The 15029-nt window shown below is 51.5% G+C and carries 10 protein-coding genes; all 10 read left to right on the plus strand.

Annotation, left to right across the window (positions count from 1 at the left end):
- The first annotated feature begins 3 nt into the window (after nt 1–3).
- The 10 genes from SIC15_RS03540 (at nt 4) to SIC15_RS03585 (ending at nt 15027) form a co-directional block, all read left to right on the plus strand.
- Nucleotides 4–1602 carry a site-specific integrase gene (locus tag SIC15_RS03540; protein WP_412537078.1) on the plus strand — a complete coding sequence of 533 codons (1599 nt, stop codon included), beginning with the start codon at nt 4–6 and terminating at the stop codon, nt 1600–1602.
- A gap of 10 nt (nt 1603–1612) precedes the next feature.
- On the plus strand, nt 1613–3778 hold the full coding sequence (locus tag SIC15_RS03545; protein ID WP_136631812.1) for a hypothetical protein: 2166 nt from the start codon (nt 1613–1615) through the stop codon (nt 3776–3778).
- The gene (locus SIC15_RS03550) at nt 3771–4265 is read left to right on the plus strand and encodes a hypothetical protein (protein WP_136631811.1); all 495 of its coding nucleotides are present in this window, start codon (nt 3771–3773) and stop codon (nt 4263–4265) included. Before SIC15_RS03545 ends, SIC15_RS03550 begins: the two co-directional genes overlap by 8 nt.
- A gap of 184 nt (nt 4266–4449) precedes the next feature.
- Nucleotides 4450–5403, plus strand: a complete 954-nt coding sequence (locus tag SIC15_RS03555; RefSeq protein ID WP_136631810.1) for a transcriptional regulator — start codon at nt 4450–4452, stop codon at nt 5401–5403.
- Complete coding sequence (locus SIC15_RS03560) at nt 5400–8126, plus strand: type I restriction-modification system subunit M (protein WP_153637512.1); 2727 nt, start codon at nt 5400–5402, stop codon at nt 8124–8126. Before SIC15_RS03555 ends, SIC15_RS03560 begins: the two co-directional genes overlap by 4 nt.
- Nucleotides 8119–9405 (plus strand): restriction endonuclease subunit S, encoded by a 1287-nt coding sequence (locus tag SIC15_RS03565; RefSeq protein WP_153637511.1) that lies wholly within the window; start codon nt 8119–8121, stop codon nt 9403–9405. Before SIC15_RS03560 ends, SIC15_RS03565 begins: the two co-directional genes overlap by 8 nt.
- 20 nt (nt 9406–9425) lie before the next feature.
- Nucleotides 9426–9995: a DarT ssDNA thymidine ADP-ribosyltransferase family protein gene (locus tag SIC15_RS03570; protein ID WP_136632028.1), complete on the plus strand. Its 570-nt coding sequence runs from the start codon at nt 9426–9428 to the stop codon at nt 9993–9995.
- Nucleotides 9995–10639, plus strand: coding sequence for a DUF4433 domain-containing protein (locus SIC15_RS03575; RefSeq protein WP_136632027.1), 645 nt, complete (start codon nt 9995–9997; stop codon nt 10637–10639). Before SIC15_RS03570 ends, SIC15_RS03575 begins: the two co-directional genes overlap by 1 nt.
- Nucleotides 10640–10667: 28 nt before the next feature.
- A complete protein-coding gene (locus SIC15_RS03580; RefSeq protein ID WP_136632026.1) occupies nt 10668–11747 on the plus strand; it encodes a macro domain-containing protein in 1080 nt (359 codons plus the stop codon).
- Nucleotides 11748–11769: 22 nt separating this feature from the next.
- Complete coding sequence (locus SIC15_RS03585; RefSeq protein WP_136632025.1) at nt 11770–15027, plus strand: type I restriction endonuclease subunit R; 3258 nt, start codon at nt 11770–11772, stop codon at nt 15025–15027.
- Nucleotides 15028–15029 lie beyond the last annotated feature (2 nt).

The raw sequence follows: 15029 nt of genomic DNA on the forward strand, positions 1-15029 counted from the left end.
GCGATGCTTGCTAAAGATATTAGAAAATCAGGACCCTACTTAACGCAAGAGGGCTTAAGGACAACAAAGCTTGGATACCAATACGACCTATCTTCTGACGTCTGGGAGGTTGATGCAGAATGTTTTATCTCTTTTAAGTCGGAAGCATGGAATATATTTAAAAACAAAACTAGCTTTAAACGCTGCCTTGCAGGGTATTTAGAGACGCACTCAGTAAGTTATGCCGTAAATATCCATAGTTTTTTTTCAAGGTACTTGGAGGATCAAAAGGTTGAAAGTATAAGTATTAAAACCCTAGCATCTTGGAGAAAGGTTCTTGGCCAAAAACGAGAGTATCAATTGGGTGCAATCAGAGGTTTTATATATCAATGGGAACAACTTGGATTGCCGGGAGTTGGTAGCAATGTTGCGTCTTGGTTAGAGGAGCAAATAATAACCGGAAATGAGAAGGGCCGCGCAGTAAGGCAATGGTGCCCCTATAGTGGGCCATACTCAAAAACTGAGCTAGGGAGTATTCTTGAGTGGACAACTGATGCTTTTCGTGATGGTTTCATAGATTACGAAGTGCACGCGCTCATATATCTCCTTGCGACAACCGGTCAGAGGGGGATTCAGTTGCAGAAGTTGCGTGCGAAAGATTTAATTGCATCATCCACCAAAAAAGAAAATCGAAAGGAAGAAAATTTTGTTTTAAATATACCTATGGCTAAAGAGCGTCTTGCCGCTAGTTTTCGGGGTGAATTCATAGCCAAGCCAGTGACTAGAGCGATATATCTTGTTGCTGCAAATTTGCGAGATCAGACAAGGCGGCGAATAAGTGGAATGCTTGGTAAGGAGCTCTCTGATGAAGAGGCAAGCGAGCTTCCTTTGTTTCCGAGTTGGATTCGAATCAAAAGATTTCTACGAAAGGAAGGTAAGTCCAAGAAAAAATTCCTGCGGGAGCATGCAGATCGTCCGAATACATTTCATGTTACAAGGTATGAACTAAGAAAGCTTCTTACCTACGAGTTTAACCGAACATGTCCCTTGGTTTGTGAAGTGACAGGTGAACCACTTATGCTCTCGGCCCGCCGATTCCGTTACACCTACGGAACCAACTGCGCTCGTCAGGGCTTAGTTGGTAGATATTTAGCGAGAGCTCTCGGACATCGGGATGATCAAAATATCCATTGTTATGTTGAGACTTCCCCAGAAATTGGGGACCGGATAAATCAGCTAATGTCCGGCCCTCTTGTGACAGTCAGCCAGGCACTGGCCGGCCAGTTGGTTTCCTCCGAAAGAGATGCAGTAAGAGGTGATGATCCTCGATCCAGGATAAAGAACGACGTAATGCAGAACGTCGGTACCTGCGGAAGTTACGAATTTTGCCCTAGTGGATGGCGGTCTTGCTATACCTGCAGTCGCTTTCAGCCTTGGTTAGATGCCCCTCATGCACATGCGTTGGAAAATCTTTTGGAGGAGCGGCAGACAATGGTCTCGGCGGGGTGTAGTGATCTGGTGATCCAAACAAGCGACAGGCTAATTAACGCGATAAAAAAAGTTATCGAGTTATGTGACGCTGAGAATGAGAATAGATCGACAATTGATATGCCCAATAAATAAGTGAGGATTTATGACGAATATTGCAAACTTCACTTCTAGGGCTGATCTCTCGGCTCAGGAAAATATGAAATTATTTGTGTCGCACTGCCGAGATGAGCTTGCACTGTATGATTGGTCGAAATTTCAGTGGAAGCATACTCGCACAGGAAAGAATGTCGCGACATTCACTCGATATGATGTGTGGGCGGCCAACTATCCATCACCCAACGACGTTTTCCTAGAGCCCTTCCTGTCTCAAATCAAGGCATATGTCCGTTACAAGCAAACCATAAGTGAATCGACGGCTATGGGCGGGGCCTCGAGTGCTGCGATTAAAATTCTCTACGATGCTATCCAAGTTGTGCATGAACACAGGGCACCCGACTTATTGGCTCTCGATGGCACAGTTCAGCAGAAATCAAGCGAAATTCTTGTTGAGCGTTATGGCGAACCATCGGCGAGATATAGAGTTGGCGCTGCGCTTGCGCGAATTTATGACTTTTTTCGAGGTAAAGGTATTTTGCCTTCCTTGCCTCACTGGGGTAACCCACACCCAAGGGATAAACCAAAAGCTACTCGCACGGATCCGGACTCTCTCGAGTGGCAGAGCCAAAGACTTCCGACGCTGGACCAAATCACAGCTTTGGCGGATTGTTTTGCCCGGGCCGAGTCTTTAGAAGACCAGTTTTGGTCATCGGTAATAGTACTGTTGATGTTTGCGCCCAGTCGGGCAGGTGAACTGCCATCCCTGGCAATAGACTGCCTTATCGAACGTGATGGTCACCTATATGTGCGGTGGTATGGCAAAAAAGGGTTTGGTGCTTATCAGAAACTTGTTCCGAAACCAATGGAGGCCGCGGTGCGTTTGGCCGTTGAGCGTCTGACTTTAATTGGAGAGCCGGCTCGAGCGGCGGCAAGATTTGCATGGGAAAGCCCAGGTATATTCATGCATCACCCGGGGTGTGCGACAGCAGTTGACTATGCTCCTCAACAGCGTCTCAATTCAACCCAGGTTGCTGCCGCAATGGGGTATAAGACGAATGGGCGACCAGTTGATTCGCAGGGAGCGTGGGGGCCGCTTAAGACAATAGTGAAGAACGCATCCACTAGCAAAGGTGACGTAACCTACGAATCGCTGGCTATTTATACGAGTCGCAAATATGGCCGACAAGGCTTGATACCCTCTGAAAAAGGTGGGCAGACGTATCAGAGAGCCGGAGATTCGGATCGGCCAATATGGGACTCCCTGATTTTGATACGTGATCGTGAGTTTCATAGGCAGCAAGGACTCGTTCCATTCTCTTGGATGACTATTTCTGTAGATGATCTGAATACCCAACTCGCCGGACGCAAAACTGATACTGGTAAGGTTTCTTCAATCTTTGAGCGAATGGGACTCTCCAATATAGATGGGAGCCCGATAGAGCTTACTTCGCATCAGATTAGAGTTTGGCTTTCGACCGTCGCAGAGCGCGCGGGTATGGACGATTGGACAATTGCCCATTGGGCCGCCAGAACTGATATGCAGCATAACGAACATTATGACCTGCGGACTGCAGAAGAAATCCGAAACCCATCCAAGACCATCATGGCTCCGGAGTTCAGCAATGACCCGGGTGTCGCATTAGCCGCCCTGAAAGAACGTCCATCCGCGCTAGAACTCGTGCGGATGAATCAGCCCGTGGCCTATGTCGACTTGGGCAAAAATATGATTGGTGCAGCACAATCGACTTTATACGGGTTTTGCACAACTGACTGGGCGCAGAATCCTTGTTCCAAGGCGCATCAATGCATCACCTGTCGAGAACACAAGTGCATAAAGGGCGATGATGCAAAGCTCCAGAACCTTCGGCGCCATAGGGACTTTCTTGAGAAGCAATTAAGTCTAGCCAGAGACGCGGTCGCTGAAGAGTATTACGGCTCCGCAAAATGGGTAGAGCGCCATCAGGAAGATTTCGCGGAAGTGGCAAAGAAAATTCAGGAACTCACTCTTAAACTATCCACTGCGGAGACTGTTGTGCAGATTTTGGAGGACCCGGCTGTGCCTGAAGGTGCTGTGATTTCAGTCCCGTCAGAATTTGATCCTGATCCGGTTGAGAGAGCCTTAGTATCACAAGGAGCTTCGACTACGGTTCGCAATGAGGACCTTACAGAAAAAGCTGATATTTTTGATTTGGTTGGGATACCGCATGGGTAAGATCACGAAGAATGACATTAAGGTTATAGAGCGTGTGCTCGATCAATGGGAAGGCAAGGTCAGTGTTGCCGCTGTGGTGTCGGAAGCGAAAAAGATTTTGGGAGCACGGGGATTTAGCCGTGGTACTTTTTATAATCTTTGCGAACAACATGCTAGCCTTAAGCAACGTCTCGAATCTGCTCGTGAGAGGTATCGGGAGTCAAAATCCGGCCCTCTGAACCAGAGTACCGGTGATAGGCAGCTTGATGATGCACTGAAGAAGATTGAAGCTCAAAAAGTTGAAATAGCCTCTTTAAAAAAGGACATAGAGACGCTTCGGGAAGGCTACCTCAAGGTGGCTTACAACGCGTACTATGGAAACCTTCGGATTGAGGAACTATCTAGATCAGTCTCGCAGCAGGACCTGCAAGATACTCTCCATCGAAGTGATTTTGGGGACCGAGTCGCGTTTCTTAAACGGCCATTACCGCCCGGAAAGCTCCCATAGGCTTTTAAAGTTGGGTGCAGGTCACTTCAGGCCTATGTAACTCCTATAAGTTGAGATTTCTCTCACCTGCTTAAGTCAATAGAATGGCTAACGGTCAGCGAAAGGAAGAATCAAAATGATTGCCTCTGTATGGCTAATGCTCTAGAGTAGGTTGTTGTCTTCCATCGCACTCGGGTGCCTCTTTGTGTCCGTTGAGCACGCATCGAAACTAGAAAACTACGCCTATGCTCAACGAGAGCGTCTGGCCTTTATTGATTTCCGGCTCCAGTATCAAGGCTCCATTGCTCGTGGTGAGTTGATGGAGCATTTCGGAACGGCAGTAGCTTCTAGTACCCGAGATTTCACTCTGTACCGCGAGCTGGCCCCTGACAACCTGGTGTTACGCCACGAAAACAAGCGATATTACCGAACAGAGCAGTTCGAAGCCTTGTTTCATCATGACACCTCTGCGGCTCTCAATACGTTGGCTCATGGCTTCGGCGATGGTGTGACATCACCCCGAGAAGTGTGCGGATTCTGTGAGGATGCCCCTGACCTTATTGTACCGCCGCGAGACATCCTGGCGACGTTGAGTAGGGCCATTAGTCAGGGGAAAGCCGTTACGCTTACCTACCTGTCTCTCAGTTCTGGTTGCAGCCAGAGAGTGATCGTACCGCATAGTATGGTCAATAATGGCCAGCGCTGGCACGTGCGAGGTTACTGCCGCAAACACAGGCAGTTTCGCGATTTTGTTTGTACCCGCATAACTGACAGTTGCATCGTCAATTCAGATGTAGCTGAGAACGAATTGCAAACCGCAGATACCGAGTGGAGCAAACATCTCACGTTGGAGTTGGTACCCCATCCGGGGCACGATCACCCGGAGGCCATTGCACTTGACTTCAGTATGTCCCGAATGGGCACTTTATCAAAGAATGCGCAGCCAGTGCGGCGAGTAACCATCCGTGCTGCTCGCGCGGGCTATCTCTTGAAACACTGGAGTGTGGATTGTAGCTCCGATTACCGGTTACCAGCCAACGAGTATCATTTGTGGCTGCGTAACCACGAAATACTTAAGCACTGCTCAAACGCCATCCTCGCCCCTGGTTATGCCCCAGAGCCCAAAGGCAGTCCGAAAAATTCTAAGGTTTCACGATGAAATTGACGCTTTCCCATCTCGAATCCCTGCTCTTGCGCGCATGCGACGATCTGCGCGGCAGCATGGATGCCAGCGAATACAAGGAATACATCTTCGGCATGCTGTTCCTCAAGCGCGCCAGCGACTTGTTTGATGAACGGCGGGATGAACTGCGGAAAAAGTTCAAGGCTCAGGGTTTGTCTGATGAGGACATCGCCATAGAGTTGGACGATCCAGATCATTACTCTGGCAAGTACTTCTATGTGCCGCCCCGTGCTCGCTGGAACGACGCCTGGGAGGAGGAGATTGTTGAGGGCGGTCGAAAACAGACTATTCAGCGCCCAGCGCTCAAGCACATCAAAGAGAACGTAGGTTCAGCCCTCAACAAAGCACTTGGTGAGATTGAAGATTACAATCCGGACGCCCTCCAGGACGTGCTCAGCGGCATCAACTTCAACCGCAAGATTGGCCAGCGCACTCTGGATGATGACACTCTTGCAGACTTTGTTCAGAACTTTGAGAAAATCCCCCTTCGTGATGAGGATTTCGAGTTCCCGGATCTTCTCGGTGCCGCCTATGAATGGCTGATCAAATACTTTGCCGATTCCGCCGGTAAAAAAGCCGGTGAGTTTTACACTCCCTGGGAAGTGGTTCGACTGTGCGCTGAAATCTGCGATCCGGAAGAAGGCATGAGCGTCTACGACCCGACCGTTGGGTCCGGCGGCATGCTGATCCAGATGCGCGACTTTCTGCGGGAAAAAGGTGGCGATGCTCGAGAGTTGGCGCTGTATGGCCAGGAAAAGATCGGCACCACCTGGTCGATCTGCAAGATGAACATGCTGCTGCATGGCATTTCCCACGCTGATATCCGCCAGGAAGATACCATTCGCGAGCCACAGCACCTGGACGAGAACAACGAACTAAAGCGGTTCGATCGGGTGGTCGCGAATCCTCCCTTTAGCCAGAACTACATCAAGAAAGATCTCAAGTTCACGGGGCGCTTTCCGGTCATGATGCCAGATAAGGGCAAGAAAGCTGATCTGATGTTCGTTCAGCACATGCTCTCTGTGCTCAAGCACGATGGCCGTATGGCGACGGTGATGCCTCACGGTGTGCTATTCCGTGGCGGTGAGGAGCGAGAGGCGCGTAAGTACTTCATCGAGCAGGGCTACTTGGAGGCCGTGATCGGCCTGCCCGGCAACCTTTTCTACGGCACCGGCATTCCCGCCTGTATTTTGGTACTGAACAAGGCCGGTGCCCGGGAGCGTGACTCAGTTTTATTCATAAATGCCGATCGCGAATACCGTGAAGGCAAAGCCCAGAATCATCTGCGTCCCGAAGATATCGATAAAATAATCTACGCCTATCGTCAGGGGCAGGAGATTCCGGGCTACGCCCGCCCGGTACCTTTCGCTGAGCTGCGTGAGGAAGAATACAACTGCAACATCCGCCGGTACGTCGACAATGCTCCGCCACCCGAGCCTCATGACGTGCGCGCACACCTCCACGGCGGCGTGCCAATTGTGGAAATCGACAGTCTCGATAACTACTGGCGCAATTACATTGATCTCAAGGGTGCTCTGTTCATTCCACGAGACACCGACTACATGGACTTTGCGCTGGCTTTGACAGACAAGCGAGAGATTGCCGGGCTTATCAACCAACATCCGGGCGTAGCCGCTGCTAACAAGCGAGTAATGGACGTGCTGGAGGCCTGGTGGGATGACAACTTACCAGTGGTCGAGGCGCTGGCACCGGATGCCGCCAATCAGCAGGCCAGGCCGCGCAATGTCTATGTGATGCGCAGCCAGTTGTTGCGAGGCATTGAAGCGGCCCTGGCGGATAACGGCTTGCTCACGCCCTTCCAGGTGCGTGGTGCTCTCGCCAGCTATTTCGATAGTCTCAAATCTGACTTCAAATCTATCGCAGCCAGTGGCTGGGGACCGGAATTAATTCCGGACGACGAAATTCTGGAGAGTCAGTTCCCCGAGGTTCTTACTGAACAGGAACAGGCTCAATCCCGTCTGGCCGAACTTCAGGAATTGTTTGCCGCCGCCAGTGAGGAAGAATTTGAAGACAACGACGATACCGGTGTCATGCCCGTTGACGAAGTCAAAATCAAAAAGGACGAACTCAAAGCCTTTACCGCAGACTTGAAGGCCCAGCTCAAAGTCATCAAGAGCCTGGCCGCCAACCTGTTCGCGGAACTGAAAGTGGCTGATAAACTGCCGCCCGGCAGCAAGAAGGGCTATTACTGCACCGAAGGTCTGGCTGGAAAAGATCCCACCTTCGAAAACGGCCTGCGTATTGTCGAATTGGCCGAGCAGCAGGGCTTATTTAGTGAATGGATTGCACCACTGCGTGATGCCGTAAACCAGGGCCGCCACGCCTGGAACAGCGCTCAGCGAATCGAAACCAGCCTGGCCCGCCATAAGGCACTGGAGGATGAGGTTAAGGCGCTGAAAGCTACCCTCAGAGGAATAGAAAGCAAACGTGATGAGCTCGTTGACAGTGCTCGAAAGAAGATTTCTATCGATGAGGCCCGCACTGTGATTATTGCCCGTCTCAAGGCGCGACTGCTGGGCATCTACAGTGCCTATCTGCGTGCCGAGCAACAGGCCTGTACTAAGGCCATCGAAAATCTCTGGACCAAGTACGCCATTACAGCTCTTCAGATCGAAACAGAGAGAGAAGAGGCGTCGAAGCAGCTGCGAGCGTATTTGGTGGAGTTGGGTTATGAGTGAGTGGATCGAATGCCCTTTGGAGACGCTCGCAGACATTTCCAGTGGCGGCACACCGTCACGAGCTAACCCCAGTTTTTGGAATGGACATATCCCTTGGGTGACTCCGACTGATATAACCGCTTGCCAGACGAATTACTTGTTCGACACAAGGGATACAGTGACAGAGACCGGTGTCTCCTCCTCATCAGCTAAGTTGTTGCCGGAAGGAACACTCTTGCTTACCTCGAGAGCCACCATTGGTGAGTTAAAGATAGCGGCGAGGCCGTTGACAACCAACCAAGGCTTCAAGAACCTTGTTCCGAGGCCTGCCGTTGATGGCGGCTTTCTTTTCTATCAGTTGTCTCGCAGCAAGGCGAAATTTGAACGCTACGCAGCAGGTAGTACCTTTCTGGAAATCAATCGCCGAGATGTAGGACGGGTGACGATAATGTTGCCTAGGTCTACTGAGGTGCAACAAAAAATCGCTAGAATTCTACAAACCATCGATCAAGCCATCGAGAAGACCCAAGCCCTGATCGATAAGTACAAGCAGATCAGGGCCGGACTGATGCACGACCTTTTTACCCGTGGCATCGGCCCGGATGGCAAACTGCGACCGCCTCGCGAGCAGGCCCCGGAGTTGTATCAGGAAACTCCGATGGGGTGGATACCCAAGGAATGGGATCTCCTGAGCATTGGAGACTTATGTTCACAAATAGCTGATTGTCCACACTCGACTCCGAAATATAGAGATTCGGGAATACCTTGTATCCGGACAGCCGATATGTTGCCCGGTAAACTCATGTTGGATAAAGCCTACTACGTGGACGAGCATGATTATATAAATCGGATACAGCGACTGAAACCGCGCGAGGGAGATATTATTTATTCACGGGAAGGTGAGCGGCTTGGAATTGCCTCGCCGGTAGGGAGTGAGCCAGTTTGTTTAGGGCAGAGAGTAATGATTTTGCGCCCTTCCGAACATGTGGATCCTGATTTTCTGCTTTGGATGATGAATCATATTGATTTTTATCGCAGGGTGACAAAAGGACTTGGTGCAACAACCTCTCCTCACATAAATGTTGGTGACATTCAGCGTACACATGTGTTTGTCCCTAATCTAAGCGAGCAAGTTGCAATAGGAGGTAAACTAAAATCAGTGCAAGCTCGATTAGATAATGAAGAAGCTTTTAAAGCTAAGGTGGACAGGAAAAAATCCGGCCTAGTGCACGATCTCCTGACCGGCGAGGTTCTTGTACATGTTGAGTCCAAGGAAGAGCGTGCTGTCGAAACCGCCTAGCTATCGAGGAGCGATAATCCGTGACAGCAATTAAAGAACAAAAGCTGCTTTATCACCTGACAAGCCTGAATAATATTGGGTCGATCTTGGACAATGGCCTACAGCCACGAGCTGGCTTGGAAGAGTTCCATGATGTGGCTGATGCGGAAATTTTAGTCGGGCGAGGCGAGCATGGACTGGAGAACTATGTCCCTTTTCACTGGTTTTCGCGAAACCCCTTTGATGGGAGGGTTCAAAAAGACCGGTCAAACGAAGATTTTGCCTTGATAACCGTTCGGCGGGCCCTCGCCGTTGGGAACAACTGGAAAATACTGCCAAGGCACCCTTTGTCCAAGCAGGAGTTCAGACTTTACGACTATCAAGAGGGCTTCGATCTGATTGACTGGAAACTGATGGAGTCGCGGGACTACAAAGACAATGAATGTAAGAGTGTCTGTATGGCTGAGTGTTTGTCACCTGGACCGGTCAGCGCTTCTGATTTTTTCAAGATCTTTGTTCCAACAGAGCAAGTGAGAGATATCGTGCTTGGTGAAGTTACAGCACGCGGACTACCTCTTGAAGTGACCGTGAACCAGTACATGTTTTGCTAATGGTCTATACGAATCTGAACCCCAATAAGGCTCTGATCTGGCGGATAACCCACCGCCGGAACCTGCCGTGGATTCTGGTTAATGGTCTGCATGCGGGCAACAGCACTGCACGTTCATCAGACTGGGTGACCATCGGTAACCAGGAACTGATCGACCGTCGAGCACATCGTGTGGTGCCGCTGCCACCGGGAGGCATGCTGAACGACTACGTGCCCTTTTACTTCACGCCGTTTTCGCCAATGTTGTACAACATCTATACCGGTCGGGGCGGAGTCGCCCGCGTAGTGAATGCGGATATCGTGATTCTGGTTTCCAGCTTGCACCGCGTTGCGGAGTTGGGGCTGCCTTATGTGTTTACCGACCGCCATGCATACACCGTGACGGCAAATTACTACAATGACCGTATAAACCTGAATGCCATCGACTGGCCGTTGTTGCAGCAGCGCAACTTCCAGCGCGACCCGAACGACCCAGAGAAGGTCGAACGCTATCAGTCCGAGGCTCTGGTTCATGGGCAGATGCCGATTGAGGCGCTATTGGGCGCAGTGTGCTATACCCCGCAGGTACAGAAGGAATTGCAAGAACAGGCGGCCAGATTAGGTGTCCAATTGGATATCCACTGTATGCCTCAGTGGTACTTTTGAGTCGAACGGTCATTCTTGGGAGAGTGCAATGATTAGTTACACCACCGGCAACCTGCTCGACGCCGACGTAGAGGCGCTGGTGAACACCGTCAATACGGTTGGTGTGATGGGTAAGGGCATCGCACTGATGTTCAAGGAGCGTTTTCCAGCCAACATGGCTGCCTACGCTAAAGCGTGTAAAGACGGAGAAGTTCAGACTGGACGGATGTTTGTCACTGAAACCGGCGAACTGATGGGTCCACGCTGGATTGTTAACTTCCCGACCAAGCAGCATTGGCGCGCCAAGTCCCGGATGGAATGGATCATCGACGGTCTTGCTGACCTGCGTCGTTTCATCGAAGACAATCAAGTACGCTCCATCGCCATTCCTCCCCTGGGCGCCGGTAACGGCGGCCTGAAATGGGCAGATGTGAAACCTCATATCGATCAGGCACTCGGTGATCTCGAAGATGTGGAGATTGTCGTTTATGAGCCGACCAGCCGATATCAGAATGTCGCCAAAAAAAGAGGTGTGGAAAAACTGACGCCGGCCCGCGCCCTGATTGCTGAGTTGGTACGCCGTTACTGGGTGCTGGGGATGGAGTGCAGCTTTCTGGAAATTCAAAAACTGGCCTGGTTCTTGGAACGGGCCATTGAGGCCGAAGGCCTAGATAACCCCCTGGATTTACGTTTTGAGGCCAAACATTACGGCCCTTACGCCGACCGGTTGCGCCATCTTCTGGACGCACTGGACGGCAGCTATCTCAAAAGCGAAAAGCGCATCAGCGACAGTGACCCTTTGGATACGATCTGGTTCAACGATATCAAGCGTGACAAGGTGGCGCTGTATCTGAAAACGGAAGCCAGCGCCTACTTACCAGCGCTGGAAAAGACCACACGTTTGATTGATGGCTTTGAGTCGCCATTCGGGTTGGAGCTCTTATCCACGGTGGACTGGCTGTTAGCGCAAGAGCATGTCGAGCCGGAGCCGAAGGCGCTACTTAAGGGTGTAAGCCACTGGTCAGAGGGAGAATTTGCTGCCCAGCGCAAGCTTAAATTGTTTGACCTTCCGAAACTTGAACTAGCCCTGAACCGTCTGCAACAGGTTCCGTTGCAGCAAGCCGTGTGAAGAATGTATCGGAAGAACAATAATGAGTGAGTACACGGAGGTTGAGCAGCCGTTTCTGCAGCAATTAAAAGCACTTGGTTGGGAGATCATCGACCAGGGCCAGGAGATTCCGTCCGAACCGACCCGTAGTCACCGAGCAAGCTTTCGCCAGTGGTTGCTACCCGATGTATTCACCAAGGCTGTGGCATCGCTGAATCCCGGGGCCAGCGGCCATACCTGGCTGACCGACAAACAGCTTGTGGACTTGCAGGAGCAGATCCTGCGACAGCCGAGCCGCACCTTGCTTGAAGCCAACGAAGCGGTACAGAAGCTGCTATTCAAGGCCCAGGTGGATACCAACGAAGAAACCGGTGAGCAGGATCCAGTCGTCAGATTGATTGATTTCGATACACCGGCGAACAATCACTTTCTGGCTATCAATCAATTTCGTACAGACACTCCTGGTTGCGTTAAGCAGTTCATCATCCCTGACATCGTATTGTTCGTGAACGGGATTCCGCTGGCCGTTGTAGAGTGCAAGAAGGGTGGGCCCACCTGCGCCAATCCTATGGCCGAAGCCTTTGCTCAGTTGCAGCGCTATATGAATCGGCGCGAAGAAACCGCACGCCAGGGCCTGAAGGAAGGCGAGCCACGCCTGTTTCACAGTAATCTCCTGTTGATTCGATCCAGTGGTGTGGAGGCCGACTATGGCACCATCACCTCTGGCGAAGAGCACTTCTACCCGTGGAAAACTCTATGGCCCCGCGATGACTCCGACGCTGAGGGGATGAATGCCCAGCATCGGCTGATCGAGGGGATGCTCAATAAAACGAACCTGCTGCGCATTCTGCGTACATCGTCGGTGTATATGGATACTGACGGAGGGCCGCGAATCAAGGTGGTATGCCGCTATCAGCAATTCCGCGCCGCCAATAGAATTATTGAGCGCCTGCGCCACGGCGAGACAGCAGAAGACAGGAGCGGGGTGGTCTGGCACACGCAGGGTTCGGGTAAGAGTCTGACCATGGTGTTTGTAGCGCGCATGCTGCGGGCGTCGAAAGACCTGAATGACTACAAATTGGTGCTGATCAATGATCGTACCGACCTCGAAGAACAGCTGGCCAAAACGGCGACGCTTATCGGCGGGCGCGTCAACGTGATTGAAAGTCGGCAGGCGCTCCGCTGGGACCTGGCGTCGGACCAGTCCGACATCAACATGGTGATGGCACACAAGTTCCAGATTGCCGACCAGAGCCTGCCGATTTCCGTAGCTGAGGCCTTGGGTACCTATCAGGCGATTCCGGGTAAGGAGACCTTTGGTGTGGTCAATCGCACCTCCCGCATCGTTCTGATGATCGATGAAGCCCATCGTACCCAGAGCTCTGAGTTGGGGGAGAATATCTTCGAGGCCTTCCCCAATGCCGCTCGCATTGCGTTCACCGGCACGCCGCTGATCACTGAACGCCACGGTGAAAAGCGCACGGTGAAGCGCTTCGGTGAGTACATCGATAAGTACAAACTGATGGACGCTGTTGAAGATGGCACCACGTTGCAGATTCTCTATGAGGGTCGAACGTCAGATGCCGCGTTGAACGAGAAACATGCCTTCGATACAAAGTTTGAAAACCTCTTCAGAGATCGCTCTGAAGAGGAACTGTTGGCTATCAAGAAAAAATACGGTGCCACCGGCGACATTTTGGAGGCCGAACAGCGTATCGAGGCTGTTGCCCGGGACTTGGTGGCTCACTACCTGGCTCATATCTTTCCTAATGGTTTTAAGGCGCAGGTAGTTTGCCACTCCAAACTGGCAGCGGTGCGCTACCAGAAAGCTATTCATCAGGCCTTGGCCGATACGCTTGAGGTGATGAGAGCAGAGTCGGCACCGGATGAAGAGCGAATTCGCCGTATCGAGGTTCTGAAGGCAGCAGTGGTGATTTCCGGGGATGGCACGAACGAGGCAGCCTATATCACTGAGGCCCGTAGACAAGCTCGTGCTTGGAATGCGGTCGATAATTTCTGCAAACCCTTTGCCTTTGATGACCCCGACAAACCCTACACTGGCATCGCATTTTTGGTGGTCTGTGACATGCTGCTTACTGGCTTTGATGCGCCCGTTGAGCAGGTAATGTATCTGGACAAAAAGATCCGTGAGCACACCCTACTGCAAGCCATTGCGCGCACCAATCGGGTGAAAAAGGGCAAGCAACGAGGCTATGTAGTTGATTACGTTGGCCTGACGCATAAGCTCACTGAGGCTTTGACGCTGTACGCTGCTACGGATGAACAGCAGGAACTGGCCAGTGGGCTGAAGAACATTACCTCTGAGGTTCCGGTGCTGCAGGAGCGGTACCAGCGGCTTCTAAACCTGTTCACCGATAACAAGGTCCGGCAGATTCAGGCGTTCGTTGAGGGGGAGCTACCTTCAGTTGAAGATGATGCGGCTGTGGTCCATGGGGCAGTGAAGCTGCTAAAGGACGAAAAGCTTCGGGCGGACTTTGACGTTTACCTCAAAAAGTTCCTGAGCAGCCTGGATATCATTCTGCCCCATACCGCGGGCCAGCCATATCGGGTTCCCGCAAAGCGAATGGGTTACATCCAGCGGGTGGCAAAGGAACGCTACAAAGACGATACGTTGAGCTTAGGCGATGCCGGACAGAAGGTGCGGGATCTGATCAACGAACACCTGATCAGCCTTGGGATCAACCCTAAAGTGCCGCCGGTGGAGTTGTTGTCAGAGGATTTTCTCGATCAGCTCAATGCGCACGCCGGGGGAAATGCCGAAGCCAAGGCCAGCGAGATGGAGCACGCAATCCGCAAGCACTGCACCGTGCACCATGACGAAGACCCAGCCTTCTATAAAAGCCTTTCTGAAAAGGTCGAGCAGCTGATCGATCGCTATCAAGGGGAATGGGAAAAGCTGGCTGAAGAGCTGCAGAACCTTCGTAAAATAGCCGTAGAAGGCCGTCAACAGGGCGAAGCTGGCATGAGTAAAGAAGCGACGACCTTCTATGAGCATATCGCCAATGAAGCCTTCGAGGATGGTGTTGTTCCTCAGGAAGCGAACGCTAAGATGAAAGCCCTGATGGAAGCAATTGTCGATACGCTTCAGCACAGCATCGGCAGCATCGACTTTTGGAACAATGCCGATAAGCAGAAGAGGACACGTAGCGAGATCAAGACCGCGCTTACCCTCACCGGAATCTCCGAGCTAAAATCCCGCCGGGAACGCATCGCTGTCGAGATCATGAAGCTGGCTAAGAACCGTCACGATGCCCTGCTGAAAACCTCAGAGAATCAATAAGG

The sequence above is a fragment of the Marinobacter sp. MIT932201 genome, assembly GCF_047123295.1.
In the GTDB taxonomy this organism is placed as follows: domain Bacteria; phylum Pseudomonadota; class Gammaproteobacteria; order Pseudomonadales; family Oleiphilaceae; genus Marinobacter; species Marinobacter salsuginis.

What these genes read in the sequence shown, in the direction of transcription:
- SIC15_RS03575 (WP_136632027.1), top strand. Translation starts at nt 9,995, where the DNA reads ATGGTCTATACGAATCTGAACCCCAATAAGGCTCTGATCTGGCGGATA.
- SIC15_RS03550 (WP_136631811.1), top strand. Translation starts at nt 3,771, where the DNA reads ATGGGTAAGATCACGAAGAATGACATTAAGGTTATAGAGCGTGTGCTC.
- SIC15_RS03585 (WP_136632025.1), top strand. Translation starts at nt 11,770, where the DNA reads ATGAGTGAGTACACGGAGGTTGAGCAGCCGTTTCTGCAGCAATTAAAA.
- SIC15_RS03540 (WP_412537078.1), top strand. Translation starts at nt 4, where the DNA reads ATGCTTGCTAAAGATATTAGAAAATCAGGACCCTACTTAACGCAAGAG.
- SIC15_RS03580 (WP_136632026.1), top strand. Translation starts at nt 10,668, where the DNA reads ATGATTAGTTACACCACCGGCAACCTGCTCGACGCCGACGTAGAGGCG.
- SIC15_RS03565 (WP_153637511.1), top strand. Translation starts at nt 8,119, where the DNA reads ATGAGTGAGTGGATCGAATGCCCTTTGGAGACGCTCGCAGACATTTCC.
- SIC15_RS03560 (WP_153637512.1), top strand. Translation starts at nt 5,400, where the DNA reads ATGAAATTGACGCTTTCCCATCTCGAATCCCTGCTCTTGCGCGCATGC.
- SIC15_RS03545 (WP_136631812.1), top strand. Translation starts at nt 1,613, where the DNA reads ATGACGAATATTGCAAACTTCACTTCTAGGGCTGATCTCTCGGCTCAG.